27 protein-coding genes and 1 pseudogene are annotated in these 26,194 nt (G+C 72.7%); 13 read left to right on the plus strand and 15 right to left on the minus strand.

Annotated elements, in window-relative coordinates; genetic code table 11:
- Both ACZ5TL_RS34665 and ACZ5TL_RS34670 read right to left on the minus strand, forming a co-directional pair.
- Positions 1–345, minus strand: coding sequence for a MazG-like family protein (locus ACZ5TL_RS34665; protein WP_468594755.1), 345 nt, complete (start codon positions 343–345; stop codon positions 1–3).
- A 65-nt stretch (positions 346–410) separates the two neighbouring features.
- The gene (locus ACZ5TL_RS34670; RefSeq protein WP_468594756.1) at positions 411–968 is read right to left on the minus strand and encodes a DoxX family protein; all 558 of its coding nucleotides are present in this window, start codon (positions 966–968) and stop codon (positions 411–413) included.
- Positions 969–1,158: 190 nt separating this feature from the next.
- Here ACZ5TL_RS34670 and ACZ5TL_RS34675 point away from each other — a divergent pair, with 190 nt between their 5' ends.
- Positions 1,159–1,485: a nuclear transport factor 2 family protein gene (locus ACZ5TL_RS34675; RefSeq protein ID WP_468594757.1), complete on the plus strand. Its 327-nt coding sequence runs from the start codon at positions 1,159–1,161 to the stop codon at positions 1,483–1,485.
- A gap of 278 nt (positions 1,486–1,763) precedes the next feature.
- Here ACZ5TL_RS34675 and ACZ5TL_RS34680 read toward each other — a convergent pair whose 3' ends face one another.
- Positions 1,764–2,546, minus strand: coding sequence for an SDR family oxidoreductase (locus ACZ5TL_RS34680; RefSeq protein ID WP_468594758.1), 783 nt, complete (start codon positions 2,544–2,546; stop codon positions 1,764–1,766).
- A gap of 79 nt (positions 2,547–2,625) precedes the next feature.
- A complete protein-coding gene (locus ACZ5TL_RS34685; protein ID WP_468594759.1) occupies positions 2,626–3,660 on the minus strand; it encodes a Gfo/Idh/MocA family protein in 1,035 nt (344 codons plus the stop codon).
- Between the two features lie 108 nt (positions 3,661–3,768).
- On the opposite strand from ACZ5TL_RS34685, the gene ACZ5TL_RS34690 reads away from it, so the two are divergent.
- The 3 genes from ACZ5TL_RS34690 to ACZ5TL_RS34700 are packed head-to-tail and all read left to right on the plus strand — an operon-like array spanning position 3,769 to position 7,300.
- Entirely contained in the window at positions 3,769–5,115 is a 1,347-nt protein-coding gene (locus tag ACZ5TL_RS34690) for a multidrug effflux MFS transporter (RefSeq protein ID WP_468594760.1), read from the plus strand.
- The gene (locus ACZ5TL_RS34695; protein ID WP_468594814.1) at positions 5,112–6,242 is read left to right on the plus strand and encodes a serine hydrolase domain-containing protein; all 1,131 of its coding nucleotides are present in this window, start codon (positions 5,112–5,114) and stop codon (positions 6,240–6,242) included. The genes ACZ5TL_RS34690 and ACZ5TL_RS34695 overlap by 4 nt, the downstream gene beginning before the upstream one ends.
- A gap of 56 nt (positions 6,243–6,298) precedes the next feature.
- On the plus strand, positions 6,299–7,300 hold the full coding sequence (locus ACZ5TL_RS34700) for a small ribosomal subunit Rsm22 family protein (RefSeq protein ID WP_468594761.1): 1,002 nt from the start codon (positions 6,299–6,301) through the stop codon (positions 7,298–7,300).
- Here the strand turns inward: ACZ5TL_RS34700 and ACZ5TL_RS34705 are convergent.
- Both ACZ5TL_RS34705 and ACZ5TL_RS34710 read right to left on the minus strand, forming a co-directional pair.
- The gene (locus tag ACZ5TL_RS34705) at positions 7,287–8,657 is read right to left on the minus strand and encodes a S28 family serine protease (protein ID WP_468594762.1); all 1,371 of its coding nucleotides are present in this window, start codon (positions 8,655–8,657) and stop codon (positions 7,287–7,289) included. The two genes, ACZ5TL_RS34700 and ACZ5TL_RS34705, sit on opposite strands and share 14 nt — an antisense overlap.
- 131 nt (positions 8,658–8,788) lie before the next feature.
- Positions 8,789–9,016 carry a DUF6243 family protein gene (locus tag ACZ5TL_RS34710; RefSeq protein WP_468594763.1) on the minus strand — a complete coding sequence of 76 codons (228 nt, stop codon included), beginning with the start codon at positions 9,014–9,016 and terminating at the stop codon, positions 8,789–8,791.
- A gap of 107 nt (positions 9,017–9,123) precedes the next feature.
- Between ACZ5TL_RS34710 and ACZ5TL_RS34715 the strand changes: the two genes are divergently transcribed.
- Positions 9,124–9,777: a TetR/AcrR family transcriptional regulator gene (locus tag ACZ5TL_RS34715; protein WP_468594764.1), complete on the plus strand. Its 654-nt coding sequence runs from the start codon at positions 9,124–9,126 to the stop codon at positions 9,775–9,777.
- Here the strand turns inward: ACZ5TL_RS34715 and ACZ5TL_RS34720 are convergent.
- On the minus strand, positions 9,756–10,613 hold the full coding sequence (locus ACZ5TL_RS34720; protein ID WP_468594765.1) for a glycerophosphodiester phosphodiesterase: 858 nt from the start codon (positions 10,611–10,613) through the stop codon (positions 9,756–9,758). The genes ACZ5TL_RS34715 and ACZ5TL_RS34720 overlap by 22 nt on opposite strands.
- A 210-nt stretch (positions 10,614–10,823) precedes the next feature.
- Here ACZ5TL_RS34720 and ACZ5TL_RS34725 point away from each other — a divergent pair, with 210 nt between their 5' ends.
- Positions 10,824–11,558, plus strand: a complete 735-nt coding sequence (locus ACZ5TL_RS34725) for a bifunctional DNA primase/polymerase (protein ID WP_468594766.1) — start codon at positions 10,824–10,826, stop codon at positions 11,556–11,558.
- A gap of 31 nt (positions 11,559–11,589) precedes the next feature.
- Here the strand turns inward: ACZ5TL_RS34725 and ACZ5TL_RS34730 are convergent, their stop codons facing one another.
- Positions 11,590–12,582, minus strand: coding sequence for an SCO2278 family lipoprotein (locus ACZ5TL_RS34730; protein ID WP_468594767.1), 993 nt, complete (start codon positions 12,580–12,582; stop codon positions 11,590–11,592).
- 653 nt (positions 12,583–13,235) lie between these two features.
- Between ACZ5TL_RS34730 and ACZ5TL_RS34735 the strand changes: the two genes are divergently transcribed.
- The gene (locus tag ACZ5TL_RS34735) at positions 13,236–13,880 is read left to right on the plus strand and encodes a PhzF family phenazine biosynthesis protein (protein ID WP_468594768.1); all 645 of its coding nucleotides are present in this window, start codon (positions 13,236–13,238) and stop codon (positions 13,878–13,880) included.
- A gap of 225 nt (positions 13,881–14,105) precedes the next feature.
- Here the strand turns inward: ACZ5TL_RS34735 and ACZ5TL_RS34740 are convergent, their stop codons facing one another.
- Together ACZ5TL_RS34740 and map are read right to left on the minus strand one after the other, a co-directional pair.
- Positions 14,106–14,753, minus strand: coding sequence for a biliverdin-producing heme oxygenase (locus ACZ5TL_RS34740; RefSeq protein WP_468594769.1), 648 nt, complete (start codon positions 14,751–14,753; stop codon positions 14,106–14,108).
- A gap of 172 nt (positions 14,754–14,925) precedes the next feature.
- Entirely contained in the window at positions 14,926–15,783 is an 858-nt protein-coding gene (gene map / locus ACZ5TL_RS34745; protein ID WP_468594770.1) for a type I methionyl aminopeptidase, read from the minus strand.
- 58 nt (positions 15,784–15,841) lie between these two features.
- Between map and ACZ5TL_RS34750 the strand changes: the two genes are divergently transcribed.
- Positions 15,842–16,072, plus strand: a complete 231-nt coding sequence (locus tag ACZ5TL_RS34750) for a hypothetical protein (RefSeq protein WP_468594771.1) — start codon at positions 15,842–15,844, stop codon at positions 16,070–16,072.
- 66 nt (positions 16,073–16,138) lie between these two features.
- On the opposite strand, the gene ACZ5TL_RS34755 is transcribed toward ACZ5TL_RS34750, so the two are convergent.
- Positions 16,139–16,741, minus strand: a complete 603-nt coding sequence (locus tag ACZ5TL_RS34755; protein WP_468594772.1) for a hypothetical protein — start codon at positions 16,739–16,741, stop codon at positions 16,139–16,141.
- A gap of 103 nt (positions 16,742–16,844) precedes the next feature.
- Here ACZ5TL_RS34755 and ACZ5TL_RS34760 point away from each other — a divergent pair.
- The 3 genes and pseudogenes from ACZ5TL_RS34760 to ACZ5TL_RS34770 all read left to right on the plus strand — a co-directional run.
- A pseudogene (locus ACZ5TL_RS34760) lies at positions 16,845–17,032 on the plus strand (hypothetical protein); the annotation flags it as partial.
- Positions 17,033–17,070: 38 nt separating this feature from the next.
- Positions 17,071–17,790: an NADPH-dependent F420 reductase gene (gene npdG, locus ACZ5TL_RS34765; protein WP_468594773.1), complete on the plus strand. Its 720-nt coding sequence runs from the start codon at positions 17,071–17,073 to the stop codon at positions 17,788–17,790.
- Between the two features lie 72 nt (positions 17,791–17,862).
- The gene (locus ACZ5TL_RS34770; protein ID WP_468594774.1) at positions 17,863–18,069 is read left to right on the plus strand and encodes a hypothetical protein; all 207 of its coding nucleotides are present in this window, start codon (positions 17,863–17,865) and stop codon (positions 18,067–18,069) included.
- 4 nt (positions 18,070–18,073) lie between these two features.
- Here ACZ5TL_RS34770 and ACZ5TL_RS34775 read toward each other — a convergent pair whose 3' ends face one another.
- Positions 18,074–18,874 (minus strand): site-2 protease family protein, encoded by an 801-nt coding sequence (locus tag ACZ5TL_RS34775; RefSeq protein ID WP_468594775.1) that lies wholly within the window; start codon positions 18,872–18,874, stop codon positions 18,074–18,076.
- A 102-nt stretch (positions 18,875–18,976) separates the two neighbouring features.
- Here ACZ5TL_RS34775 and ACZ5TL_RS34780 point away from each other — a divergent pair, with 102 nt between their 5' ends.
- Both ACZ5TL_RS34780 and ACZ5TL_RS34785 read left to right on the plus strand, forming a co-directional pair.
- The gene (locus tag ACZ5TL_RS34780) at positions 18,977–19,696 is read left to right on the plus strand and encodes a DUF6578 domain-containing protein (RefSeq protein WP_468594776.1); all 720 of its coding nucleotides are present in this window, start codon (positions 18,977–18,979) and stop codon (positions 19,694–19,696) included.
- Between the two features lie 235 nt (positions 19,697–19,931).
- The gene (locus tag ACZ5TL_RS34785) at positions 19,932–23,219 is read left to right on the plus strand and encodes an AfsR/SARP family transcriptional regulator (protein ID WP_468594777.1); all 3,288 of its coding nucleotides are present in this window, start codon (positions 19,932–19,934) and stop codon (positions 23,217–23,219) included.
- Positions 23,220–23,238: 19 nt separating this feature from the next.
- On the opposite strand, the gene ACZ5TL_RS34790 is transcribed toward ACZ5TL_RS34785, so the two are convergent.
- The 3 genes from ACZ5TL_RS34790 to panB all read right to left on the minus strand — a co-directional run bounded on the left by ACZ5TL_RS34790 (position 23,239) and on the right by panB (position 26,187).
- Positions 23,239–24,054, minus strand: coding sequence for an ABC transporter permease (locus ACZ5TL_RS34790; RefSeq protein ID WP_468594778.1), 816 nt, complete (start codon positions 24,052–24,054; stop codon positions 23,239–23,241).
- Complete coding sequence (locus ACZ5TL_RS34795) at positions 24,051–25,070, minus strand: ATP-binding cassette domain-containing protein (protein ID WP_468594779.1); 1,020 nt, start codon at positions 25,068–25,070, stop codon at positions 24,051–24,053. The genes ACZ5TL_RS34790 and ACZ5TL_RS34795 overlap by 4 nt, the downstream gene beginning before the upstream one ends.
- A 241-nt stretch (positions 25,071–25,311) precedes the next feature.
- Positions 25,312–26,187: a 3-methyl-2-oxobutanoate hydroxymethyltransferase gene (gene panB, locus ACZ5TL_RS34800; protein WP_468594780.1), complete on the minus strand. Its 876-nt coding sequence runs from the start codon at positions 26,185–26,187 to the stop codon at positions 25,312–25,314.
- Positions 26,188–26,194: the final 7 nt, after the last annotated feature.

A 26,194-nucleotide genomic window follows, 5' to 3' on the forward strand; every position in this document is an offset into this window, starting at 1 on the left:
TCACCGCGGTGTCGCCCCCAGCGACCGCTCCCGCACCCGCTCCAGATGCCCCCCGAACACCTCCCGCGCCTCCGGCGTCAGTGTCCGCAGCGCCAGCAGCGCGGTGATGACGACGTCGCACAGCTCCGACTGCACGTCGTCCCACGTGTGTGTGACGCCCTTGCGCGGGTTCTGCCCCGTCGCGCCGATGACCGCCTCGGCGACCTCCCCGACCTCTTCGTTGAGCTTCATCATGCGCAGGAGGACACCCTCGCGGCCCTCGATCGGCCGGGTGGCTTCGAGCCACTCCCACAGGGTGTCGATGGTGGCCCACAGATCGGGTCCGGGTGGTGTCTGCTCGCTCATGGGCGCAGCCTGCCACGTAGGTCTGACAACGCCCTCGGCCGCTGCCGCTACTTCCGCTGCCCCCGCTACTCCAGGTACTCCTCGTCGAACAGCGGGTCCTGCTCGCCTTCCCTCACCTTGCGCAGCCGCCTCGCCCGGGCCCCCACCACCACCGCCGTCCCCGCAGCCGTCGCCGCGAACGCCGCCGGGATCATCCAGCCGCGGTTCACCGCGTGGCCGAGCAGATGGTCCAGGGAGAGGCGGCCCGGGCCGGTGACGGCCAGGCCTGCGGCGGTGAGGCCCAGTGTCGCCGCGTACTCGTAGCCGCCGCCCTGGTTGAAGAAGCCGTTCGGGGCGTGCACCGCCGCCGCGCCCGCCATCGCGCCGGCCGCCGCCGCGCCCGCGGCCGGGGTGGCCAGGCCCAGGGCCAGCAGGGTGCCGCCGCCGGTCTCCGCGAGGCCTGCCGCGGTCGCGCTCGCCTTGCCGGGGACGTAGCCGACGGACTCCATGAACTGTCCGGTCCCCTCGATGCCGTGCCCGCCGAACCAGCCGAACAGCTTCTGCGCGCCGTGGGCCGCCAGCGCACCGCCCGTCCCAAGTCGGAGCAGCAGCAGGCCCAGATCACGTCGGTCGTCACGCCTCACGTCGTCTCCCGGAGCAGACAGCAGGAACAAGCAGAAGGGCACGCCTCGCCGGCATTCGCGTCGCGCGGCACCCCTGTCGCGTTTCCACCGTCGCACCCCTGGCCTCCCGCGACACCCGGCGGACTCGTCCGGGACGCCGTTCGGGTGGCACGGGTGGCGTCGGCGGGTGGCCGGTAGGAGGCTGACTCGCATGACGATTCAGACCACGCGCCTCAGCGATCCGGCCGTTCGCGCCTTCGTGACCGCCGTGAACAACCACGACCGGGAGAGCTTCATGGAGCTCCTCGCGCCGGGCGCGACCATGGCGGACGACGGGTCCGACCGCGAACTCGCCGACTGGGTCGACCGGGAGATCTTCTCCACCCACGGCCACATGCAGGTCGACCGGGAGTCCAACGGCGGCCGCGCCCTCCTCGCCCGCTACAGCAACGACACCTGGGGCGAGATGCGCACCCGGTGGAGCTTCACCGTGGACGACGACGGCCGGATCACCCGCTTCGAGACCGGGCAGGCCTGAAACCCCCACCCCGCCGCAGGCGCCCGGCCCTTGATGTGAGCGGCAGTCGTTCCACGCGCACCGGTGCGTACCCCGCGGTCCCTCGCGAGGTCCACCCCCACCCGGTGCCGTGGAACGACTGCCGCCTCCCCCCTGGATGTGGTCCACGGAAGCCCTCTGCTCCATATGTGAAGCTTTGGTGTAGGAGAGTTGAGCATAGGTGCTCGACCGGCCGCAATGGTCCGGACGGCCTTATTCCGATTGTGCAAGTTGACGCGTTGACTGCCGTCGGCGCGCGCTCAGCCGCGCCCGACGTACGGCATCGCCGTGGCCAGTACGGTCGCGAACTGCACATTCGCCTCCAGTGGCAGCTCCGCCATGTGCCGCACCGTGCGCGCCACGTCGGCGACGTCCATGACCGGTTCCGGGGTGACCTCCCCGTTTGCCTGCAGCGCTCCCGTCTGCATACGGGCCGTCATGTCGGTGGCCGCGTTGCCGATGTCGATCTGCCCGACGGCGATCCCGTACGGCCGCCCGTCCAGCGACAGCGACTTGGTCAGGCCGGTCAGCGCGTGCTTGGTCGCGGTGTAGGCCACCGAGTGCGGACGGGGCGCGTGCGCGGAGATCGAACCGTTGTTGATGATCCGCCCGCCCCGCGGGTCCTGCTCCTTCATCTGCCGGTACGCCGCCTGCGCGCACAGGAATGCCCCGTTGAGGTTGGTGTCCACCACGTGCCGCCAGGCGTCGTAGGGCAGTTCCTCGACCGGCACACCGCCGGGCCCGAACGTGCCCGCGTTGTTGAACAGCAGGTCTACCCGGCCGAAGCGCTCGACGGTGGCGGCGAAGAGGGCGGTCACCTCCTCGGGGCGTGAGACGTCCGTCCGTATGGTGAGAGCGGCGCCCCCGGTCGTGCCCTCGGGGGCCAGGGTCGCCGTCTCCTCCAGCGTCTCGACGCGCCGGCCCGCCAGCGCCACCGACCAGCCCGTGCACAGCAGTTCGGCGGCGACCGCCCGGCCGATGCCGGAGCCTGCCCCGGTCACCACCGCGACCCTCACCCCTGTGTCCGTTTCCATGGCGTTCATGGGCCCGCAGCGTACGGGAGGGGCCGCCGTACGGAACCCGTCCGTCCCACCGTCACCGCGCCCTGCGGGAGCGGGGGGCTCAAGCCGGTGTGAGCTCCCCCGTGAGGTCCTCGTCCGGGGTCTCGCCCGGGTAGCGGACGCCGACGCGGTCGCGGATCGCGTCGAGCGTCCGCATCACGGCGAGCGTGCCGTTGAGTGGGACGAGCGGGGACTCGGTCTCCCCGGCGCGCACGGCCCGCATCACCTCCGCCGCCTCGTGCCGCAGGCTGTTGCGGGGCCCGTCCGCCGGGTCGGCCGTGAACTCCTCGGCGTCACGGCCGTCCCGGTGCAGGATGAAACGGTCCGGGAAGAAGAAACCGTGCGGAATGTCGATACGGCCCTGGGAGCCGGTGACCGAGGCGGAGGTCGCCGTACCGCCCACGATGGAGCAGTGCACCGAACCGAGAGCGCCGCTCTCCCAGGAGAGCACCGCTGCCGTCTGGAGATCGACGCCCTCGTCGGAGAGCACCGCTCGCGCCGCGATGTCCGACGGCTCCCCGAGCAGCAGGTGAGCGAACGAGACCGGATACACGCCGAGATCGAGCAGCGCGCCGCCGCCCAGCTCCGGGTTCCGCAGCCGGTGCGAGGGCGGGAACGGCCCGGCCAGCCCGAAGTCGGCCTGGACGCTGCGCACCTCGCCGATCGCCCCGTCGTCGACGAGTGCCTTCAGCCGCCGCACCAGCGGATTGCAGTACATCCACATCGCCTCCATCAGGAAGCGTCCGTGTTCCCGCGCCAGCGCGACGAGTTCCTCCGCCTCGCCCACGTTCAGCGTGAACGGCTTCTCGCACAGCACGTTCCGTCCGGCCGCGAGACACAGACCGGCGGCCGTCCGGTGCGCCGTGTGCGGCGTGGCGACGTAGACGACATCGATGTCCTCGTCCCGCGCGAGCGCGTTCCAGTCGCCGTAGGCCCGGGGAATCCCGAACCGCTCCGCGAACGTCTTCGCCGAGGCCTCCGACCGCGACGCCACCGCCACGACCTCCGCGTCCGGCAGGTCGATCAGATCCGCCGTGAAGGCGCCCGCTATCCCGCCGGTCGCCAGGATCCCCCACCGCACCGTGTCCGCCGTCATGCGCCCCGCCTCCACCTCGTGACCCGAGCAGTCCGTACGAGCATCCGTACGAGCAGTCCGTACGAGCTGAGAGCATAGGTGGCGATCGACTCGAAAAGGGAGGGACTCATGCCCGAGGGTGGGGCGTCCATATCGAACACCGCACAGGAGGCCGCGGCCGGGACGGAGCGGCCCGGCCGCACACCGCACCGCCGTACCGGGCTGCTGGTCACCTTCCTCCTCGGCAGCCTGACCGCCGTCCCTCCGCTGGCGATGGACATGTACCTCCCGGCCCTGCCGGAGGTCACCCGCTCCCTGCGGTCGCCCGCCGCGACCGTCCAGCTCACCCTCACCGCGTGCCTGGCCGGCATGGCGCTCGGGCAGCTCGTCGTCGGACCCATGAGCGACCGGTGGGGGCGCCGCCGCCCGCTGCTCGCCGGGCTCGCCGTCTTCGTCGTCGCCACCGTCCTGTGCGCTCTCGCCCCCACCGTCGAACTCCTGGTCGCCTTCCGGCTGGCCCAGGGGCTCGCGGGCGCCGCCGCGATCGTCATCGCCCGCGCCGTCGTCCGCGACCTCTACGACGGCATGGCCATGGCCCGCTTCTTCTCCACCCTCATGCTGATCTCCGGGGTCGCCCCGGTCGTGGCGCCGCTGATCGGCGGGCAGATCCTGCGCGTGACGGACTGGCGGGGCGTGTTCGCCGTGCTCACGGTCATCGGCGTGCTGATCGGAGTCCTGGTCTGGACGAAGCTGCCCGAGACCCTGCCGCCCGCGGAACGCCACAGCGGCGGCGTCGGCGAGGCCCTGCGCTCGATGCGCGCCCTGCTCGCCGACCGCCCCTTCGCCGGCTACACCCTCACCGGCGGCTTCGCCTTCGCCGCGCTGTTCGCCTACATCTCGGCGTCCCCGTTCGTCATCCAGGAGATCTACGGAGCCTCCCCGCAGATGTTCAGCCTGCTGTTCGGCGTCAACTCGGTCGGGCTGGTCGTCGTCGGCCAGATCAACGGCAAGATCCTCGTCGGCCGGGTCAGCCTGGACCGGGTGCTGGGCATCGGACTTGCCCTCGTCATCACCGCCGCGACCGCGCTGCTGCTGATGTCCCTCGGCGTCTTCGGCGAGGTCGGCCTCGCGCCCGTCGCCGTCGCGCTCTTCGTCCTGATGTCCGCGATGGGCATCACCCTGCCCAACACCCAGGCCCTCGCCCTGATGCGCACCAAGCACGCCGCGGGCTCCGCGTCCGCCCTGCTCGGCACGTCCTCGTTCCTCATCGGCGCGATCGCCTCCCCGCTCGTCGGCGTCGCCGGAGAGGACACGGCCGTTCCGATGGCCGTCGTCCAACTGGCCGCCGCACTGGTGGCGCTGGCCTGCTTCGTGGGAATGTGCCGACCCTGGAAGAAGGAGAGCGGGCACGCGAGCGCGGAGGACGGGGACGCCCCCTTCCCGAACGCGGCCGAGAGGACGGGGGAGGAGAACTGAGCACACCGAGACTGCGCGACGGCACGCCGGAACGGGCCGGACTCGACCCCGCGGAACTGCGTCACCTCGTCCGGGAGGTCCACGTCCTCACCACCGGGCAGCGCCCCTGGGCACCGGGCGCCGTCCTGGTCGTCGGACGCGGCCCGGTGATCGCGGTCGAGGAGGCGGCGGGCTGGGCGGTCCGCTACGCGGCCTACGACCCGGACGCCGACGCCGGTGTGGAACTGCCCCCCGAGGACCGGGTCCCCATGACCGTCGGCACACCCTTCGACCTGGCGTCCCTCACCAAACTGTTCACATCCGTGGCCGCCGTGCAGCAGATCGAGCGCGGCACGCTGGGCATCGACGCGAAGGTGGGGGCGTACCTGCCCGACTTCACGGCGGCCGCCCGGCACGGCATCACCGTACGGCAGTTGCTCACCCACACCTCCGGGCTCCGCCCGGAACTCCCGCTGTACGACTGCGCCGACGACGGGCGGCGGCTGGCGGCGCTCCAGGCGGAGGCGCCGGTCGGGGCGCCGGGCACCTACTCCTACTCCGACCTGAACATGCTCCTACTCCAGTACGTCCTGGAACGCGTCACCGGCCGCACGCTCGACGTCCTCGTCCACGACGGCATCGCCCGTCCGCTGGGCATGACCGCGACGGACTTCGGACCGTGCCCGGGCGCCGCCGCGACGGAGGACCAGCGGCGGCCGTGGGCCAAGGCGGACCGCGGGATGTTGCGGGGCGAGGTCCACGACGAGAACGCCTGGGCGCTAGGGGGAGTGGCGGGCCACGCCGGGCTGTTCTCCACCGGCCGGGACCTCGCGGTGTTCTGCCGCACCCTCCTGGCCGGCGGCTCCTACGGTCCCGCCCGCATCCTCGGCCCCGACTTCGTCGAACTCCTCTTCACCCCACCGGGCCTCGGCTTCTCCCTGGACCAGCCCTGGTTCATGGGCGACCTGGCGGGGCGCGGCGCGGCGGGCCACACGGGCTTCACGGGCACGTCCCTCGTCCTGGACCCGGCGACGGACACGTTCCTGATCCTCCTCACGAACGCGGTCCACCCACGCCGCCGACGCCCGGACAGCGCCCCGAGGGCGGCTGCGGGGTCGCGGCTGGCCCGGGCGGTCAGGGGGATGTGAGAGCGGCGCTCTCAGCCCGCTCCGCTCCCCCCTCCCACCCCTCGTAGAATCGCCGGGTGAACGCCCCCGCACCCCCGGCCGAAAATCTCCGCTCCGCCCTCGCCGGCCTGCTCGACGGGCTTCCGCCCCGGCAGGCCGCGCAGGCGGTCGAGCGGCTGATCGCCAGCTACCGCGGGGCCACCCCGACCGACGCGCCGATCCTGCGGGACCGCGCCGACGTCGCCGCCTACGCCGCCTACCGGATGCCCGCGACCTTCGAGGCCGTGCGGTCCGCGCTGGAGGCCTTCGCGGAGGCCGTGCCCGCGTGGGTGCCGGGTGGGCACACCGACGTCGGGGGCGGGACGGGGGCCGCCGCCTGGGCCGTGAGCGCGACGTGGGACGGGGAGCGGCCCGTCAGTGTGCTCGACTGGGCCGAGCCCGCGCTCGCCCTCGGGCGGGAGATCGCCGCGGCCAACCCGGCGCTGAAGGACGTACGGTGGCAGCGCTCTCGGATCGGAGCGGCGCTCACTCTGGAGAGCACTGATCTCGTCACCGTCTCCTACGTCCTGAACGAGCTGACCGCCCCCGACCGCACCGCCCTCGTCGACGCCGCCGCGGCCGCCGCCCAGGCCGTCGTGATCGTCGAACCCGGCACCCCGGACGGCTACGCCCGCGTGATCGAGGCACGCGACCGGCTGATCACCGCCGGCTTCCGCATCGCGGCCCCCTGCCCGCACAGCGCCGCCTGCCCCATCGCGCCGGGCACGGACTGGTGCCACTTCTCCGCCCGGGTCAGCCGTTCCTCGCTGCACCGCCAGGTCAAGGGCGGCTCCCTCGCCTACGAGGACGAGAAGTTCAGCTACGTCGCCGCCGCCCGCTTCCCTGTCGAACCGGCCGCTTCCCGTGTCGTCCGCCGCCCCCAGATCCGCAAGGGCCAGGTCCTCCTCGACCTGTGCGAGACCGAACCGTCCCTGCGCCGCACCACCGTCACCAAGCGCCACGGCGACCTCTACAAAGCCGCACGGGACGCCGACTGGGGCGATGCCTGGCCGCCGCCCTACGGCCCTACGCCCGTGTGACGGGCCGTCGGCCACCCGCCCACCGGAACAGCGTGTCCTCCGCCGCCGTCCGGTCGGCGGGGGACAGGTCCGCGATGTCGGCACCGTGATTCCCGCCCGGCACCCACAGCGCCCGTGAGTCGGGACCGCCGGGCCTGAAGTGCTCGGCCACGGCGGGGTCCTGGGTGCCGTAGACGAACAGCAGTCCGCTGCCGCGACGGCGGACCCAGCGGTCGATGTCGGGCATGGCGGCCGGGTCGAACCGCAGCGGGACGTCCCGGGGGACGAAGTTGCGCGCCTCGATGGCGCCGGGATGGCGCAGCAGGTCCGCCAGGTGGGCGGTGGGGACGCTGCCGTACCCCAGCTGGGTGCCGATCTGGTACCAGTACGGGATGTAGTTCCGGGCCAGTGCGTCGGCGTACAGGGGCAGGCCGGTGATGCCGTCCAGCCACGTGTACAGCGCGTCGGCCGTCGCGTCCGGACCGGGGATCGCGGCCACGTCGGCCGCCGTGCCGCGCTGCCAGAACATGAACGGCAGGCGCAGCACCGCGGTTTCGAGTGCCTTGCCGGCGCCGCCGACGATACGGAAGGTGTCGCCGGTGGCCGCCGCCCAGGCCTCGTAGCGGGCGACCAGGTCGGCGCGGCGCAGCAGCACGCGCCGCTGGACGGCCCTGAGGGCCTCCCGGTCGGCAGGGGTGCCGACCGTCTCCAGGAAACGGAGGTACGCGGTGTCGTCGCGGTCGTCGACGTTGTTCGGAGCCGAGTAGGCCACCGTGCCCCGCACGTCCCGGGGGTGGAAGCGGCGGTGGTAGACGCTCGCCATGCCGCCCTTGCTGCCGCCGGTGGAGATCCACGCGCCGGGGTAGATCCTGCGGAAGAGCCGGACGACGCGGTGGTGGTCGTCGGCGGCCTGGCGGATCGTGAGGTGGGTGTAGCCGGGGTCCGCCGGGCGTGAGGTGCCGAAGTAGCGGTGCTCCACCTGGAGTTGGTTGGCGCCGAGCAGGACCGTCGGTTCCGTCCGGCGCGGGGTGAGGACCGCGTGGTAGCCCGTGCTGAACAGCACCGTGGGGCGGTCGGCGGCGGTGTGGAGCAGGGTGAGGCGTTGCTCGAAGGTGCCGGCCGCGGGGTTCGTGTGGTCGACCGGCTGGCGCAGGCCCAGGACGAAGTGGCGGTACCCGGCTTCGGCGTCCTGCCGCTCCTCGACCAGACGCAGTCCGGGCAGGCTCCGCAGGACGTCCGCCACGTCGTCCTCCCGGGCGCCGGGCCGGGCAGTGGCGCCTGCCGCCTCGGCCGGTACGGCCGCCGTCGCGGCGAGGCCCGCCGCGGAGGCGGCGGACACCGCCGAGGTGAGCAGCCGTCGTCTCGTCCATACGCGCATGAGCCGGTCCTCCCGGGGGTCCGTGCGGCGGTGTCCGCCGGTCGCGGTGCCACGACCGCCTCAGTACATCCGCCGGACGCCCCGGGAGGATCCCGCGTGCGAGGGGACGCTCTCCCCCGGGCGGGGGAGGCTCACGAGGACGGCTGGGCCGTACCGCCCTCCTGTCGTTGCTCCTGTCCTTGCTGTTGCTGTCGCTGCTGTTGTTGCTTCTCCTGGAGCTTGCGCAGGAGTTCGCGCTTCTGTGCCTGCGGGTCGAGGCCGCCGCCGATCCGGTCGCCCCGGCCGCCGCCGCGCAGCGCCTTGCGGCCGAGGTTCCGGCGCGATCCGCCGACACCCAGCATGTCTCCACCTCGGGCCATGTCGGGCTCCTTCCTTGATACCTCATCGCGACGAGACGGTTCGTCTCGCCTGTGTCGCTCCACTGTCCGCGAGACGATCCGTCTTGTCAACCTGATAAATTCGGCCCATGGCCGTCCAGAAGTCCGCCCCACCCGCCCCCGCGGAGCCCCCCGCGAAGCCCGCCCCCGACGCCACCCGGCGCAGCGAGAAGTCCCGCCGTGCCATCTACGACGCCGCCCTCGCGCTCGTCGTGGAGGTCGGCTACCCGAAGACCACGATCGAGGGCATCGCCGCCCGCGCCGGTGTCGGGAAGCAGACGATCTACCGCTGGTGGTCGTCGAAGGCGGACGTGCTGATGGAGGCGTTCCTCGACCTGGCCGAGCAGGCCGCGCGGGAGGCGGGCCCGGTGCCGTACGCCTTTCCGGACTCCGGCGACCTCGCCGCCGACGTCAAGGACGTCCTGCGCGCCACCGTCGACCAGATGCGCGACCCGCGGTTCGAGGCGCCCTCACGCGCGCTGGCCGCCGAGGGCGTCGTCAACGAGCAACTCGGGCGCGAGTTCGTCGCCAAGCTGATGCAGCCCTCACTCGACCTCTACATCGGCCGGCTGCGCGCCGCGCAGGACGCCGGGCAGGTGCGGCCCGAGGTCGACCCGCGCATCGCCCTGGAGCTCTTCATCTCCCCGCTCGCCCAGCGCTGGCTCCAGCACACGGGCCCGATCTCCTACGAGTACACCGACACCCTCGTCGACTACGCCCTTCACGGCCTCGCACCCCGCTGAGCGGCCTGGGCGAGCCGCCCCGGCGCGTCCGTGATGACCCCGTCGCAGCCCAGCGCCAGCACCCGGTCCCGCTGGGCGTCCGTCACCACGGTGTGCGCCCACACCCGGGGGATCCCCGACCTCACCGCCCGTACCAGATCCGCGTCGCGCGCCCGGTGGTCCACGTCCAGGAGGTCGACGTACGACCGCCAGCGCTCGGGGCGGTCCGTGCGCAGCTGCCGCGCCGAGCGCCACAACTGGCTGAGCAGGCCGAGGCGGTGGACGCGCCGGGCCACCTCCGGGTCGTTGGAGTTCACGAACACCGAGCGGGTCAGGCCGCGGGCCCGGATCAGGGCGGCCAGCCGGTCGAGACCGCGCGGGTCCTTCGCCTCCAGCATCAGCACGATCCGCCCGCCGAGACGATCCAGCACCTCGGCCACGGTCGGCGGCCGTTCCGAACGCCAGCTGCCGGGCAGCGCGCCCTTCGGGCGCAGCCGTACGCCCTGCCACTCCCGGGCGTCCAGGCCGCGCACCTCGCCGCCCAGGTAGGTGGTGCGGTTCAGGGTCTCGTCGTGGAACACCACGGGTGTGCCGTCGCGCAGCACCCGCGTGTCAAAGTCCAGTACCTGTGCCGTACCGCGCGCGTAGGCGGTCATCAGCCCCGTCATGCTGTTCTCGGGTACCTCCCGGGCACCGCCGCGGTGGGCGACGTACGTGACCCGGGGGAGTGCCGCCACGGTCAGGGGGCCCGCCCCCCACTCCAGCGGGGCCGGGGCGCGGACGCCGGGTCCCGTGAGGGCCAGCGAGACCAGGGAAGCCGCGGAGGCCAGGCCCGTCAGCGCGATCCTTGTGACCATGGCGACCACGGTAGGACGCCATGTCATGGCATAGCGGGCAATGACACCCGATCACGGTGTGAAGGGCGTTTCGCCCCGTGGGCATATGCCTCGCCCCACCGGTGCGTGTCTCTGCCCTCCTGCCCCGGATGTGGGCACTGGCCCCCCGGTGCGGGGGAAGATGGGACCATAGGGCATGCTGTTCCGCACGACGGCGAGGCGAGGGGATAGATGAGCGCGGAGTTCGGCGGCCGGACCGGCCTGCAGGGCAAACTCACCCAGTGGCTGCGCGCCGGGCGCCGGCCGAAGGAGACCGCCGGGGACGGCGGACGTGAGTCCCTGCTGCTCGCCGCCGCCGGGGCGGGACTGCCCCTGGCGCCCGCCGCCCACCCCACCGGTTACCGCTGCTCCTGCGACCGCGTCGGCTGCCCCACTCCGGCCCGGCACCCGGTGTCCTTCGCCTGGCAGACGCAGTCCACCACCGACCGCGGCCAGATCGAGCGCTGGGCCCGCCATCAGCCGCAGGCCAACTTCATCACAGCGACCGGCATGGTGCACGACGTCCTCGACGTGCCCCTCGACGCCGGTCGCGACGCGTTGGAGCGGCTGCTCTCCGAGGGCATCGAGGTCGGGCCGGTCGCCGAGAGCGACGACGGGCGCATGCTGTTCTTCACCCTCACGCGCGGTACGCCCGAGGACGAGGACGAGTGGTGGCCCTGCGAGCTGGACTGCCACCCCGAGACGATGGACGAGCACCCCGGACTGCGCTGGCACTGCCGGGGGTCCTACGTCCTCGTCCCGCCGGCCCGGCTGCCCGGTGAGGGGCATGCCGTGCGCTGGGTACGGGGGCCGGAGCACGCGCTGCCGGATCCGCTGAGCCTGCTGGAGGTGCTCACGGAGATCGGTACGCGGTACGCCGGGGACGAGGCCGATCACGCGGACGCGAACTGGCCACTGCGGAACTGAGTTTCCCGCCCCCCGGTCCGAGGACCCGGGCTTACGAGCCCTCGGCCGATGTCAGTCCCTGGATCCTGCCCAGGATCCTCACCTCGCCCTGGCCCTTCGGGTCCAGTGCGACCTCGTTGGAGACGAACTCCATCGTCAGGGACTGCTTGATCTCGCCCTTCGTCAGGGCGAGGACGTCCTTGTTGGGAGTGGGGACCGACGTGCCCGAGTGGGCCGTCTGCTTCTCGTAGTGCCGCGTGGTGAAGAACACCAGCGCGCCGCCGTCCGTCGTGCGCAGGGCCAGCGGTGCGTAGTCGCCGTCCGTCAGGGGCTCGTCGATGTACTGGGTGACCATGCCGGGCTTCTCGGAGTTCTTCTGGCGCAGGGCACGCCACTGGCTGGTGTGCGGGCCGTCCGCGAAGGTCTCGCCGCCGCTCTTCAGATATGTCGCGTACGTCCGGCTCAGGTCGCCCGGGTCGGTGGCGAGGTCCGTCGGCTTCGCGGGGACGGATTCGGCCCAGCCGTCCGCGTCCTTCTTGAACTGCGGGACCTTGCCCGGGGCGACGAGCGTCAGGTAGGCCACCTGGAAGGGGTCGTCCAGGCTGCTGCGGGTGAACACCAGCAGCCAGCGGGCGGAGCCGCCCTTGTTGCCGGCCGCGTCCACCAGGAACCAGCGGGGCCAGCCGGCCTTCTTCGGGATCGTGAACTTCGCGTCCGTCAGCCGCAGCGGAGTGTGGTTCGGATTGCCGTCCGGGTTGTTCGCCTTGCCGGCCTTCAGACGGGCCGAGTCGATGTCGGCGAGGGCGCCGGTGGTGCGGTCGGCGTCCAGAGAGCCGTCGTAGGCCTTGTCGGCCTCGTTGTACGCGGTAGTGAACTCCTTGAGGGCCTCGGCGGCTTCGGCGCGGCTGGTGGACGGGAGGACCTCCCGTTCGCCGTGCACGACGACGCATCCGCCGGCCGTCAGCGACAAAGCGGTCACCGAGGCTGCTATGAGGGCGCTCCGGGCGGGCCTGTGGAGCGTTCGAGGGTCGCGATCCCTGCTCATCGGGTTCCTTCACCTTCCCCTTTCCGGAGGCGAACCCTACCGGGTGCCTCCGGCGGTCGGGCCGGGGCGGGGTGGCAGTGCGCGCCGCCTCGGCGGCCACGCCGTCACACCCGGTCGCCACCGGTGCTGTCGAGGTCCGTGCCGGGGCCGGGAACAGGGCCAGGACGCTCAGGGCCGGGACCAAGTGCGGCTCCCGCGCCGGGACTTGGAGGGTGGCCGGGGGCGGGCTGGAAGTTGCCTCCCCGAAGAAGACTCGGAGAAGAGCGTCCGCCCCACCAGTCGTCCCTGTCACGGCCGCCCGGTGGGATGGCGAGAGCGGGAGCGCCGAATCCGCCTGCTGGATGTACTCGTTGAGCGCGCCCGTCGCCGGGCTGCGCTGGAACGGGATGAAGCCCTTGCGGACGCCCCGCTGGCAGGCCAGGAAAAGCAGACCCGCTTCCAGGCGGCCCAGGCCGTCCGTGCCCAGCGGCTGGACGAAGGCCTCCCGGTCCTCGGTCGTCACGTCGAACGCGGGGCGAAGTGCGGGCGGTCCTGGGCCGGGTGGCGGTGCCCGCCTGGCGGGGGCCGTGGAAGGCGGTCGCCGTGCCGGTTCCCGCGGGGTCTCGTCGTCCGTGCGGGCCGGGGCAGTGCCCGGGCGATGCTTGAATGCCCCTGTGACTGACTACGACGTGCTCCGCGTCTTCTGCGGGCCGAACGGCGGATACGGCAACGAGCTGGGGGTCGTCCGCGAGGGGTCCGTGCTGCCCGAGCGGGAGGACCGGCAGGCGTTCGCCGCGAAGGTCGGGTTCAGCGAGACCGTGTTCGTCGACGACCCCGAGCGCGGTGTGATCGACATCTACACGCCCACCCTGCGGCTGCCCTTCGCCGGGCACCCCTGTGTCGGGACGGCCTGGCTGCTGGACGTGCCCGAGCTGGTCACCCCCGCCGGGGTGGTCGGCGCCCGGCAGGACGGGGAGTTCTGCTGGATCGAGGCACGGGCGGACTGGGTGCCGCCGCGCACCCTGCGGCAGTACGGCGGTGCCGCCGAGGTCGACGACCTGCCCGTGCCGCCGCCGGGGGAGTGGATCTACGCCTGGGCGTGGGAGGACGAGCCCGCCGGGCGGATCCGGGCCCGGGCCTTCCCCGGCCGGGGTGACGGCATCGACGAGGACGAGGCGACCGGGGCCGCGGCCCTGCTGCTCACCGACCGGCTGGGCCGGGCCCTCAACATCACCCAGGGCGCGGGCTCGCAGATCCTCACCGCGCCCCAGCCGGGCGGCTGGACCGAGGTCGGCGGCCGGGTGCACCTCGAACGCTGACCCGGGCGGCGCGCGGCCGTACGGGTGGAACCGCGTGTGTGCGGCGGCGAACGGGGACCTCTGGACGTGATCAAGCGCCACCGCGAGAGGATTCTCATGCGTATTCGATCCGCTCTGGCCGTAGCCGCCCTGACCGTCGCCGTGACCGCCGCCGGGGCGGCGCTGTCTGCCACAACGGCCCGTTCGACATCTGAGCAGGACCGGCCTGACGCTCTTCCGGTCCGCTTACGCCGTCAGGGGGAACTCCTCGCCCAGCGCGAGGAACACCGCGTTGTTCAGCCCGTACGCCCGCTTGCACTCGGCCACGATCCGCTGCCGCTCCAGCTCGCCGCCGGGCACCGCGTCCAGCAGCTCCCAGTAACTCCGCTTGAAGGCGGCCGGGTTGGCGATCCCCTCGAAGACGTAGAAGCGCACGCCGTCGCCCTTCTTCGGGAAACCCCAGGTCTTCTCGGCCGTGTCGCGGATGATCTGCCCGCCCGAGAGGTCGCCGAGGTAGCGCGTGTAGTGGTGGGCGACGTAGCCGGCCGGCCAGGCGCGGGCGCACTCCGTGATCCGCTCGGCGTACTCCAGTGTGGCCGGCAGCGCGCTGACCTCCGTGCGCCAGCCGGGGCCGCGCAGGTACTCCAGATCCTGCTCCAGCGCCTGCGTGCGGAACAGCTCCGGGCGGACGAAGGGACCGGCCACCGGGTCCCCGGCAAGCCGCTCGGCGGCGGACTCCAGCGCCCCGTACACGAACCACAGCTGCTCCGTGTAGCGCGCGAACGCGTCGACCCCCAGTTTGTGCCCCAGCAGGTCACTCAGGAAGGTCGAGCCCCTGACCTCCTCGTGCTGCTCGCGGGAAGCGGTCCGGATGAGGGTCGAGAAGGAATCCATGGGCACACCTTCTATGGTTAGGTTTACCTAAGTCCACGTCTTGCCGACCGGCTGTCGGTAACCTTCCCGACGCGGTGTCGGTAAAAACCCGTGCAGGAGCCCGCGCAACAGCCCGTCGGGCACGAGAAAGGCCCGCCCTCCGAGGAGAGGCCGCCGGCCGGTGCGGTTGGCGCTACGGCAGCGTGAGGATCTCCGCGCCGGTGTCCGTCACGACCAGCGTGTGCTCGAACTGGGCCGTCCGCCTGCGGTCCTTCGTCACGACCGTCCAGCCGTCGTCCCACATGTCGTACTCGTGCGTCCCGAGCGTCAGCATCGGCTCGATCGTGAACGTCATCCCGGGCTGGATGACCGTCGTCGCGTGCGGGCTGTCGTAGTGCGGGATGATCAGCCCGGAGTGGAAGGACGAGTTGATGCCGTGTCCCGTGAAGTCGCGGACCACCCCGTAGCCGAAGCGCTTGGCGTACGACTCGATGACCCGGCCGATGATGTTGATCTGCCGGCCCGGCTTGACCGCCCTGATCGCCCGGTCCAGGGACTCCCGGGTCCGCTCCACCAGCAGGCGCGACTCCTCGTCGACATCCCCCACCAGGTAGGTGGCGTTGTTGTCGCCGTGCACACCGCCGATGTAAGCCGTCACGTCCAGGTTGACGATGTCGCCGTCGCGCAGAACGGTGGAGTCCGGGATGCCGTGGCAGATGACCTCGTTGACGCTGCTGCACAGCGACTTCGGGAACCCGCGGTAGCCGAGCGTCGAGGGGTAGGCGCCGTGGTCGCACATGTACTCGTGCGCCACCCTGTCCAGCTCGTCCGTGGTCACCCCGGGCGCGATCAGCTTCGCGGCCTCCGCCATCGCCCGGGCGGCGATCCGGCCGGCCAGGCGCATCGCCTCGATCGTCTCGGGCGTCTGCACCTCCGATCCGGTGTACGGCGTCGGCGCCGACTTGCCGACGTACTCGGGGCGGCGGATGTTTCCGGGCACGGAACGGATGGGGGACAGCTCCCCAGGGACGAGCAGCGACTGGCCAGACATGCCAGCGAGTCTAACCAGCGGCCAGGGGGGAACATGACGATGGCGAGAGGAGCTGGTCATGGCCCTGTTCAAGAAGCGGACGGTCGGCAAGCCGGGCGAGTGGTACTACTGCCTGGACCACAAGAAGGTCGAGGAGGGGCCGGAGTGCCCCGGCAAGGACCGCTTCGGCCCGTACGCGAGCCGCACCGAGGCCGAACACGCGATGGAGACGGCCCGCGAACGCAACCTCCAGTGGGAGAACGACCCGAAGTGGCACGACGCCCCGGCGGGCGGCCGCGAGGAGAACTGACGCACCTGGACGCCCGGGGCCGACGCCGCCCCGGGCGTTCCTCACGCCCGGGCGCACGCCCCGGCGTCACCAGCGGGCCGGCGGGGGCGCCGTCAGGTGCTCCACCAGCCTGGACACCCGGTCCCGGAAGCGGCGCCGGCCCCGGGGTGTCGGCAGGGCGTTCTCGCCGGCCGCCGCGCTGACCAGGTGCTGCACCGTGTCGAGGTCGAGCTCCGCACCGGCGGGGACGGCCAGCGCCTCGTGGGACATGGAGGCCAGTTCGCCCCGCCCCGGCCCCAGGGCCAGCAGGGTCGCCCCGGCGCGGCGGGCGTCCGAGACGCGTTCCAGGAGGGGGGCCGCCGGGGCCTCGGGGGCGACCACCAGGAGGGTCTCGCCGCGCCGGGCCGCCTCCAGCCGCCCCAGGCCCACCGCCAGGTGCGCCGGATCAGAGGGGCGCGCGTCGTGCCGTACCAGCGTCGGAGCCAGTTCCGGCGTGCCGGACCACGCCGCCTCGTCCACCAGGTGCGCGGCGAGATGCCACGGCTCGTACTCCGGCGTGCCGACGAGCAGCAGCCCGCCCCCGTGCGACACCACCGACCCGCGCAGGGCCCCGCCGAACCGGCGCGTGGCCCCCAGCCATTCCGTCCCGGCGAGCACTTCCCGCAGCAGCGCTACCCGTACCGCATCCATGGGGCCGCATCCTGCCCGGACCGGTCACCCGTCACGCGGAGTTCACCCCGCATTCGCCCGGCCTGGGTAGGCGGACCGGTCATCCGTACCGTCGTCGAACGGAGGAACCCCCGACACGTACCCGGATCTCGTCCGCGTCGACGCGGACACCGTGGGGCTGCTGTACGAGACCGGCGACTGTACGAGACCGGCGACTTCGGCGCCTGCGAGACGATCACCTTCCGGCGGGTGCCCGTGACGGAGCCGACCTGGGCCGACCTGGCCGACCTGAGCCGACCTGGGCCGACCTGAGCCGATCGGGGAGGCGCCGCGGTCGTAGAGTCGGGGCCATGACCTCTACCGACAGTGCTGCCACCGACAACGTCCAAAAGGCCCCCGCCAAGGACCCCTGGGACCTGCCCGACGTCTCCGGACTCGTCGTCGGAGTCCTCGGCGGGACCGGGCCGCAGGGCAAGGGCCTGGCCTACCGGCTCGCCCAGGCCGGCCAGAAGGTGATCATCGGGTCTCGGGCGGCCGACCGCGCCCGGGCCGCCGCCGACGAACTCGGCCTCGGCGTCGAGGGCGCCGACAACGCCGAGACCGCGCGCCGCAGCGACATCGTGATCGTGGCCGTCCCGTGGGACGGCCACGGCAAGACCCTGGAGTCCCTGCGCGAGGAACTGGCCGGCAAGCTCGTCGTCGACTGCGTCAACCCGCTCGGCTTCGACAAGAAGGGCGCCTACGCGCTTCTGCCCGAGGAGGGCAGCGCCGCCGAGCAGGCCGCCGCCCTGCTGCCGGACTCCCGCGTCACGGCCGCCTTCCACCACCTGTCGGCCGTGCTGCTGCAGGACCCGGAGATCGACGAGATCGACACCGACGTGATGGTGCTCGGAGAGGTCCGCGCCGACGTCGAGATCGTGCAGGCCCTCGCCGGACGCATCCCCGGTATGCGCGGCATCTTCGCCGGCCGGCTGCGCAACGCCCACCAGGTGGAGTCGCTGGTGGCGAACCTGATCTCCGTCAACCGCCGGTACAAGGCGCACGCCGGGCTCCGCGTGACCGACGTGTGAGCCGGTGAGGCCCATGGGGGACACTGGACGGCAGCAGCAGTGCCGCAGTGTCCCCCGACAGGAGTCGACCCCATGCCCCTCTTGCTCCCGCCCGACCCGGCCCGGCGACTCGCCCTCTACGCCCTGATCGTCTGCGTCCTCTCCGTGGCCGCGGCCGTCGTCTCCTTCACGCGGGGCAGCTTCCTGGGGATCGTGTGGGTGCTGCTGGCGGGCCTGTCGTCCAACATGTGCTGGTACTACGCCAGGCGCGCCAGGCAGCAGAAGTCCGTCACGGGCTGATCCGTCAGGGGGCGGCCGAGCAGAACTCGTTCGAGCCCTGCCAGAAGCGGTACAGCTCCTGACCGCAGTACGTTTCGAAGTCACTGATCCCGAGCGACTTCAGGATCGAGTCGACCACGTCGAAGAACACGCCGTTCACCGCCGGCAGCCACAGCAGCGCGAACACGAACAGCAGGCCGAACGGCGCGAACGGCTCCACCTGGCGCCGGATGCCGTACGACAGCCACGGCTCGATCACGCCGTAGCCGTCCAGGCCCGGCACCGGCAGGGAGTTCAGCAGCGCGGCCGTCACCTGGAGCAGCGCGAGGAAGGCCAGCGCGAACCGGAAGTCGCTCGGCACGCCGTCCAGCGCGTCCAGCCAGAACGGGGCGGTGCAGACGATGGCGAACAGTACGTTCGTCAGCGGGCCGGCGGCCGAGATCAGGCTGTGCTTCCAGCGCCCCCGGATCCGCCCGTGCTCGATGAAGACCGCGCCGCCGGGCAGCCCGATCCCGCCCATGATCACGAAGATCACCGGCAGCACGATGCTGAGCAGCGCGTGCGTGTACTTCAGCGGGTTCAGGGTCAGGTAGCCCTTCGCGCCGACCGAGATGTCGCCGCTGTGCAGGGCGGTGCGGGCGTGCGCGTACTCGTGCAGGCACAGCGAGACGATCCACGCCGCCGTCACGAACAGGAACACGGCGACGCCGGGCTGCTCCGCGAAGCCGGTCCAGGTCGCCCATCCCGTGACCGCCGTCACAGACAGGATCCCGATGAACACGGGACTGATCCGCCGTTCGCTGTGGCGGGTGGTGGCGGTGGTCATGGGGCTCCCTGCACTGTCGGACACGGGGTGGGACGGCCCGACCGTACCGGGCGCGGGTGAAAACGTCTCGCGCGGGCGGCCGGTTCCGGGGAGGGTGGGCGCATGGGGCTGTGGCACGTGTTCTACGCGGACTGGCAGATGGAGTGCTGCGGTACGCCGTTCTCGGTGGGGGACGAGGTGAGCTGGCCGCTGATGCTCCTCGACCCGGACGACCTCCTGGGCGGTGGCTGGCACGACCAGCTCACCAAGGTCGCCGGGCCGGTGGAGGACGTGGCCGGCGTCCGGATCGTGCGGGAGGAGACGGGCCTCACGGCGGCCCTGGCCGCGCACCCCGACGCCGAGGACGACCGGCGGCCGAAGCCGGGGGACCGGACCCGGTCGGTGGGCCTGCTGTCCGTCGAGCGGCACGGGGCGGTGTGGCCGCAGGCCCAGGGGCGGGTACGTGCGGTGCAGGTGCTGTCCCAGGTCTACGCCGAGAGCGCGCCGGGATCGCGCTCCTGGGAGCCGGTGCGCGGGGAGCGCGGGCTGCGGGCGGTGGACCGGTGCCCGAAGTGGTTCGCCGAGACCGAGGGGGAGCGGGGTGCCGACGGACGGGCACGCCGGTCGCGCGAACCGGGGGTGGTGGTGGCCCTGGACGTGCCGGGCACGGACTCCTGGCTCTCCCACGCCGTCCGTGCGGCCCGGGGCATCCCGCACCAGGACGCGGAGCCCGGCGCGGAGACGCAGGGGCTTTCGGTGTCGGACCTGGCGGACTTGCTGGAGACGCTGAGCACGGTAGCGGTTCCGCGACGGAGTCGGGCCCGGGCCCGGTACCGGCGATGAGCCGGGCGCACCCACCCGGCACCAACCGGTGTGTGGGTCCGGCGCCCCGCACGCGGTCGTGGCGCCAACCGGTGTGTGGGGTGCGGCGCCCCTGCATACCGGCTCACGGCACCGCACCGGCCTGGTGCGGTCCGCCGCACCGCACACCGGCCTGTTGAAGTCCGCCGCACCGCACACCGCCCTGATCCGCCGCGCCGTCGAACCGTCGTGACCCGCCCTCGTACCACCGGAGACAATGGACCCCGTGCATTACCGCATCCTCGGCACCACGCAAGCGCTCCGCACCGACGGCACGGTCGTCCCGGTCGGCGGGGCGCGGCTTCGTGCGCTGCTGACCGTGCTCGCCCTGCGGGCGGGCCGTACCGTGCCCGTGGGGATGCTCGTCGACGAGGTGTGGGGCGCGGACCCGCCCGCCGACGCGTCAGGGGCGCTGCAGGCGCTGGTCGGGCGGTTGCGGCGGGCGCTCGGGGCGGACGCGGTCGCCTCCGCCGAGGGCGGGTACCGGCTCACGGCCGCGGCCGACGAGATCGACCTGCACCGCTTCGAGCGACTGTCCGGTGAGGGGCTGCGGGCCCTGGCCGACGGCGACCCCGCCAAGGCCGCCGTGGTTCTCGACGACGCCCTCGCCCTGTGGCGCGGCCCGGCCCTCACCGACCTGCCCGACCGCACCGCCGAGGCGGCCCGCTGGGACACCCGCCGCCTGGACGTGCTGCGCGCACGTCACACCGCCGCCCTCGACCTCGGCCACGCCGAGCAGTCCCTCCCGGAACTGACCGCCCTGTGCGACAGCCACCCGCTGGACGAGCTCCTCCAGGCCCTGCGCCTGCGCGCCCTGCGGGATGCGGGCCGCACGGCGGAGGCGCTGGACGCGTACGAGGACGTACGGCGGCTGCTCGCCGACCGTCTGGGCACCGATCCGGGCCCCGAACTGCGCTCCCTGCACGGGGAATTGCTGAGCCCGTCGGACGGTCCCGCAGCCGCGCGGGCCGCCGGGGAGCCTGGCAGGTCCGTCGGTAACCTCCGCGCCCGTCTCACCTCCTTCATCGGCCGCGAAACCGACATCGAGACCCTCCGGGGCGATCTCGCGACGGCCCGGCTGGTCACCCTGCTCGGCCCCGGGGGCGCCGGCAAGACACGGCTGTCGCAGGAGGCCGCCGAGGCCTTACGGCAGGCCATGCCCGGCGGGGTGTGGCTGGCCGAACTCGCGCCGGTCGACGACCCCGAGGCCGTGCCGGAGGCCGTGCTCACCGCCGTAGGGGCCCGCGAGACCGTGCTGTACGGCGCCGGTGCCGAGGGCATCCGGGCCGCCGTCGCCGAACGGCCGGACGACCCCGTCGAGCGGCTCGCGGAGCACTGCTCCCGGTCGCGCATGCTGCTGATCCTCGACAACTGCGAGCACGTCGCCGACGCCGCCGCCCGGCTCACCGAGGAGCTGCTGGCCCGCTGCCCGAACCTCACCGTCCTCGCCACCAGCCGTGAACCGCTCGGCGTCCCGGGGGAGTTGCTGCGGCCCGTGGAGCCGCTGCCCGAGCCGGTCGCGCTGCGGCTGTTCGCCGACCGGGGCGCGGCGGCCCGCCCCGGCTTCCGGGTCGAGGACGACGCCGAGGCGTGCGCCGAGATCTGCCGCCGCCTCGACGGCCTGCCCCTGGCCATCGAACTCGCCGCCGCCCGGCTGCGGATGCTCACGCCCCGCCAGATCGCCGACCGGCTCGACGACCGCTTCCGTCTCCTCACCTCGGGCAGCCGCACCGTCCTGCCCCGCCAGCAGACCCTCAGGGCCGTCGTCGACTGGTCCTGGGACCTGCTCGACGAGGACGAAAGGGACGTCCTGCGGCGGCTGTCGGTGTTCGCGGGCGGCTGCGACCTGACCGCCGCCGAGGCGGTGTGCGGGCCGGTCGCCCTGGAGGCGCTCGGCTCGCTCGTCGACCGCTCCCTGGTCGTGGCCGCGCCGCCCGGCGATGCGGCCGACGGCGACATGCGTTACCGGCTGCTGGAGACCGTCGCCGAGTACGCCTCCGAGCGGCTGGAGGAGTCCGGGCGGCGCGCCGAGGCCGAGCGCGCCCATCTGACGTACTTCCGCGAACTCGCCCGCGTCACCGACCCGTTGCTGCGCGGCTCCGGTCAGCTCACGGCCATCCACCGGCTGGAGCGGGAGTACGAGAACCTGCGTACCGCCCTGCGCCACGCCGTCGCCCTGCGCGACGAGCAGGAGGCACTGTGCCTGACGCTGTCCCTGGTCTGGTACTGGCAGATGCGCGACCTGCGCATCGAGGCCCGCAACTGGTGCCGCGAGGTCATGGCCCTCGGCCCCGACCCCTTCACCGAACCCGTCCGTCCCGCCGCCCCGGTGTGGCAGCGCTGCACCGACGCCCCGCCCCCGATGACCGGCGAGGTCCTCCAGGAGGCCCGGCGCGGCGTCCACCTGTCCCATCTCGCCTGCATGGACACCGAACTGGACGCCTGGCAGAACCCCCGCTCCCAGCAGAAGCTGCGCACGATCGCCCGGACCTACGAGCCGGGCCTGCCGCAGAACTGCCGGCTCCCCGGCCTGCTGTGGTTCTTCGCCGTGATGCTGACCGGCGACATGGACCGGCTGCGGATCATCATCGACGCCTCCATCCGCACCTGCCGGCAGACCCCCGGCTTCGAATGGGAACTCGCCGTCGGTCTGCAGATGCGGGCCAACTTCCTCGCCAACCGCACCGACTGGGCCGGTGACGCCGCCCGCGACGCCGACGAGTCACTGGAGATCTACCGGCGTCTCGGCGACTCCTGGGGCACCGCGGAGGCGCTCTCCGCCCGCGCCGAGGCCCACGAACGCCAGGGCGCCTGCGCCCTGGCCGCCGCCGACTACGAGGCGGCCATCGGCCACGCCGAGCACCTCGGTGCCCGCGCCCAGGCGGCCGTGCTCAGTGCCCGGCTGGGCAACGCCCTGCTGGAGGCGGGCGAGGGGGAGCGCGGGGAGCGGCTGCTGCGCGAGGTCATCGCCCAGCACGAGGAGTCGCACAGCGAGGCCATGCCCGCCGCCCGCCTCTTCCTGGCCGGCTGGCTCGGAATGACGGGCCGCGTCCCCGAGGCCCGCGAGCACCTGCGGCGGCTGCGCCAGGACTTCCGTATCGCCCACTTCATCGTCTTCGACGCGTTCATCCTCGGCGCGGAGGCATGGCTGGACGCCACGGAGGGCCGGTACGAGGAGTGCCTGGGCCGGCTCCGCGAGGGCCTGCAACGGGCCGCCGACCCGCTGTCCGAGGCCATCGCGCCCCATACGCGCTCCGGGTACCTGATCATCGGCGCTTGGGCCCTGGCCGCTCTCGACGGCGGGCGGCGCGCCGTCGACGCGGCCCGCTGCCTGGGCGCCTTCGACGCCCTGCTGCCGTCCGGCCACGTCGCCCAGCGGCAGGAGCGCGAGACCCGCGAGCGGACGGAGCGGCAGGCCCGGGCGCTGCTCGGCGGCCCGGCCTACGAGGCCGCGTACGCGGAGGGCGGCGGCCTCTCCCTGGAGGAGGCCACCGCCCTGCTCTGACGCGGACCCGTGCCGACCGTCAGTTCTTCGTGCGGAACTTGTGGATCGCGACGGGCGCCATCACCGCCGTGATCACCGCCGACCAGCCGAGCGTCATCCACAGGTCGTGGGCGACCGGCCCGCCCACCATCAGACCGCGCGCGGCGTCCGCCAGCGTCGACAGCGGGTTGTAGTCGGTGAACGCCTGCAGCCAGCCCGGCATCGACGTCGTCGGCGCGAAGATCGACGAGCCGAACTGGAGCGGGAACAGCACCAGGAAGCCCATCGCCTGCACGGACTGCGCGTTCTTCAGGATCACGCCCAGGGTGAGGAACACCCACATGACCGACGAGGCGAACGCCGTGGACAGGGCCACGGTCGCGAACAGCCCCGGCCAGTTCGTGATCTCGAACCCGACCGAGACGGCCACGATCATCAGCACGGCGGTCGCGAACAGCATCCGCAGCAGCTCCACCGAGATCTTCGCGAACAGCACCGAGCCGCGCCCGATCGGCAGGGACCGGAAGCGGTCCATGACACCGGAGTTGAAGTCCTGGCTGAAGCCGGTGCCGACGCCCTGGGACAGCGTCATGCTCATCATCGCGATCATGCCGGGGATCACGTACTGCACGTACCGGTCCTGCCCGCCGCCCAGCGCCTGCCCGATCGAGCCGCCGAAGACGAACACGAACAGCAGGGTGAAGATGACCGGCATCAGCAGCGCGTCGGCCATCGACTCCGGGTCCTTGCGGATCCACAGCAGGTTGCGTCGGATCAGGGCTCCGGTGTGACGCAGGTGGCCGCGCGGCGAGATGCGGGCGTCCGCCTCGGCGTCGTTGACGGTCACGGCGCTCATACGGCGGCCTCCTGAAGGTCTTCGGCGGGCACGGTGTCCTGCGGGGCACTGGCGCGGTGGCCGGTGAGGGACAGGAACACCTCGTCCAGACTGGGCAGTTCGGTGGTGATGGAGGAGAGCGTGATGCCGCGCGAGGTGACCGCGCCGACCACGGCGGTCAGCTGCTCGTCGCTGAGGACCGGCACCAGGACATCACCCCGGTCGGTGTCCACGGTCGTGGTGGCGAGCCCGGTGATCCCCAGCTCGTCCAGCGCGGCGGCGAGGGCCCGCAGGTGCGCCGGTTCGGCCGGGCGGATCCGCAGCGCCCGGCCGCCGACCTTCGCCTTCAGCTCCTCGATGGCGCCGCCCGCGATGACCTGGCCGCGGTCGACGACCGTCAGTTCGGAGGCGAGCTGCTCGGCCTCCTCCATGTACTGGGTGGTGAGCAGCACGGTGACCCCGTCGCCGACCATGCGCTTCACCTCTTCCCACACCTCGTTGCGGGTGCGCGGGTCGAGCCCCGTGGTCGGCTCGTCCAGGAAGAGCACGGCCGGTCGCCCGATCATGGACGCGGCCAGGTCCAGCCGCCGCCGCATCCCCCCGGAGTAGGTCGCCGCCGGCCGCTTGGCCGCCTCGGTCAGGGAGAAGCGCTCCAGCAGCCCGTCGGCCCGGCCGCGGGCGTCCTTGCGGGGCAGGTCGAGCAGCCGCCCGATCATGTACAGGTTCTCCCAGCCCGAGAGCTTCTCGTCCACGGAGGCGTACTGCCCCGTGAGACCGATCACCCGCCGCAGCTGCCGGGGCTGCCGTACGACGTCGTATCCGGCGACGGTGGCCTGACCCGTGTCGGGAGCGAGCAGCGTGGACAGGATCCGCACGAGGGTCGTCTTCCCGGCCCCGTTGGGCCCGAGCACCCCCATGACGGTGCCCTCCCGCACCTCCAGGTCGACCCCGTCCAGTGCCCTGGTCTCGCCGTAGTGCTTCACCAGCCCCCGCACGGTCACAGCGGCGCTGCCGGTTCGTGTGTCGATTCGCGTCATGGGGGAGACGGTTCCAGGGCCCGCCGACAAACCACCGACAAGCAACCGACAGCCACCGACAGGCCGCCGACAAAGCCACCGACAGCCACCGGCATCCCGCCGATGAGCACCGCGACCACCGCCTGAGGACCCACGACGGCGAGCGCCACGTCCGCGAAAGCGGCGCCGCTCCAGGCGCACAAAGGGGCCGGCCCGCCGACGGGGGAAGATCGGCGGGCCGGCCGTGGTACCGCAGTGGCTTCTAGTGGACGGAGTGCTCCTCCTGCGGGAACGTTCCGCCGACGACCTCCTCGGCGAACGCCTTGACCGCGTTCCCCATGACCTCGCGCAGGTTCGCGTACTGCTTCACGAACTTCGGCATCCGCCCGCCGGTCAGCCCGAGCATGTCGGTCCACACCAGCACCTGCGCGTCGGTCTCGGGGCCCGCCCCGATCCCCACCGTCGGGATGTGCAGTACCCGCGTCACCTCGGCCGCCAGCTCCGCCGGGACGAGTTCCAGGACGACCGCGAACGCGCCGGCGTCCTGCACGGCCTTGGCGTCCCGCAGCAGCTGATGGGCCGCCTCCTCGCCCCGTCCCTGCACGCGGTAGCCCATCGCGTTGACGGACTGCGGGGTCAGGCCGATGTGCGCCATGACCGGGATGCCGGATTCGACGAGCAGCCGGATCTGCTCGTGCGACCGCTCGCCCCCCTCCAGCTTCACGGCCTGCACGCCCGCCTCCTTCACCAGCCGGGTCGCCGAGCGCAGCGCCTGCACCGGGCCCTCCTGGTAGGAGCCGAAGGGCAGGTCGCCGACGATCAGGGCGCGCGAGGTGCCCCGCACGACCGCCGCCGACAGCATGGTCATCTCGTCGAGGGTGACGGGCACGGTCGTCTCGTACCCGAGGTGGCAGTTGGCCGCCGAGTCGCCGACGAGCATCACCGGGATCCCGGCCTCGTCGAAGACGGAGGCGGTCATCGCGTCGTACGCGGTGAGCATCGGCCACTTCTCGCCGCGCTCCTTGGCGGCGGCGATGTCGCGCACGGTGATGCGGCGGGTGCTCTTGCCGCCGTACAGCGCCTTGCCGCCGTCGGCGGACTTCGTCTGAGCGGTCTGGGCAGCAGGAAGCTGCGTCATGGCACGG

Source organism: Streptomyces sp. NPDC033136, assembly GCF_055578235.1.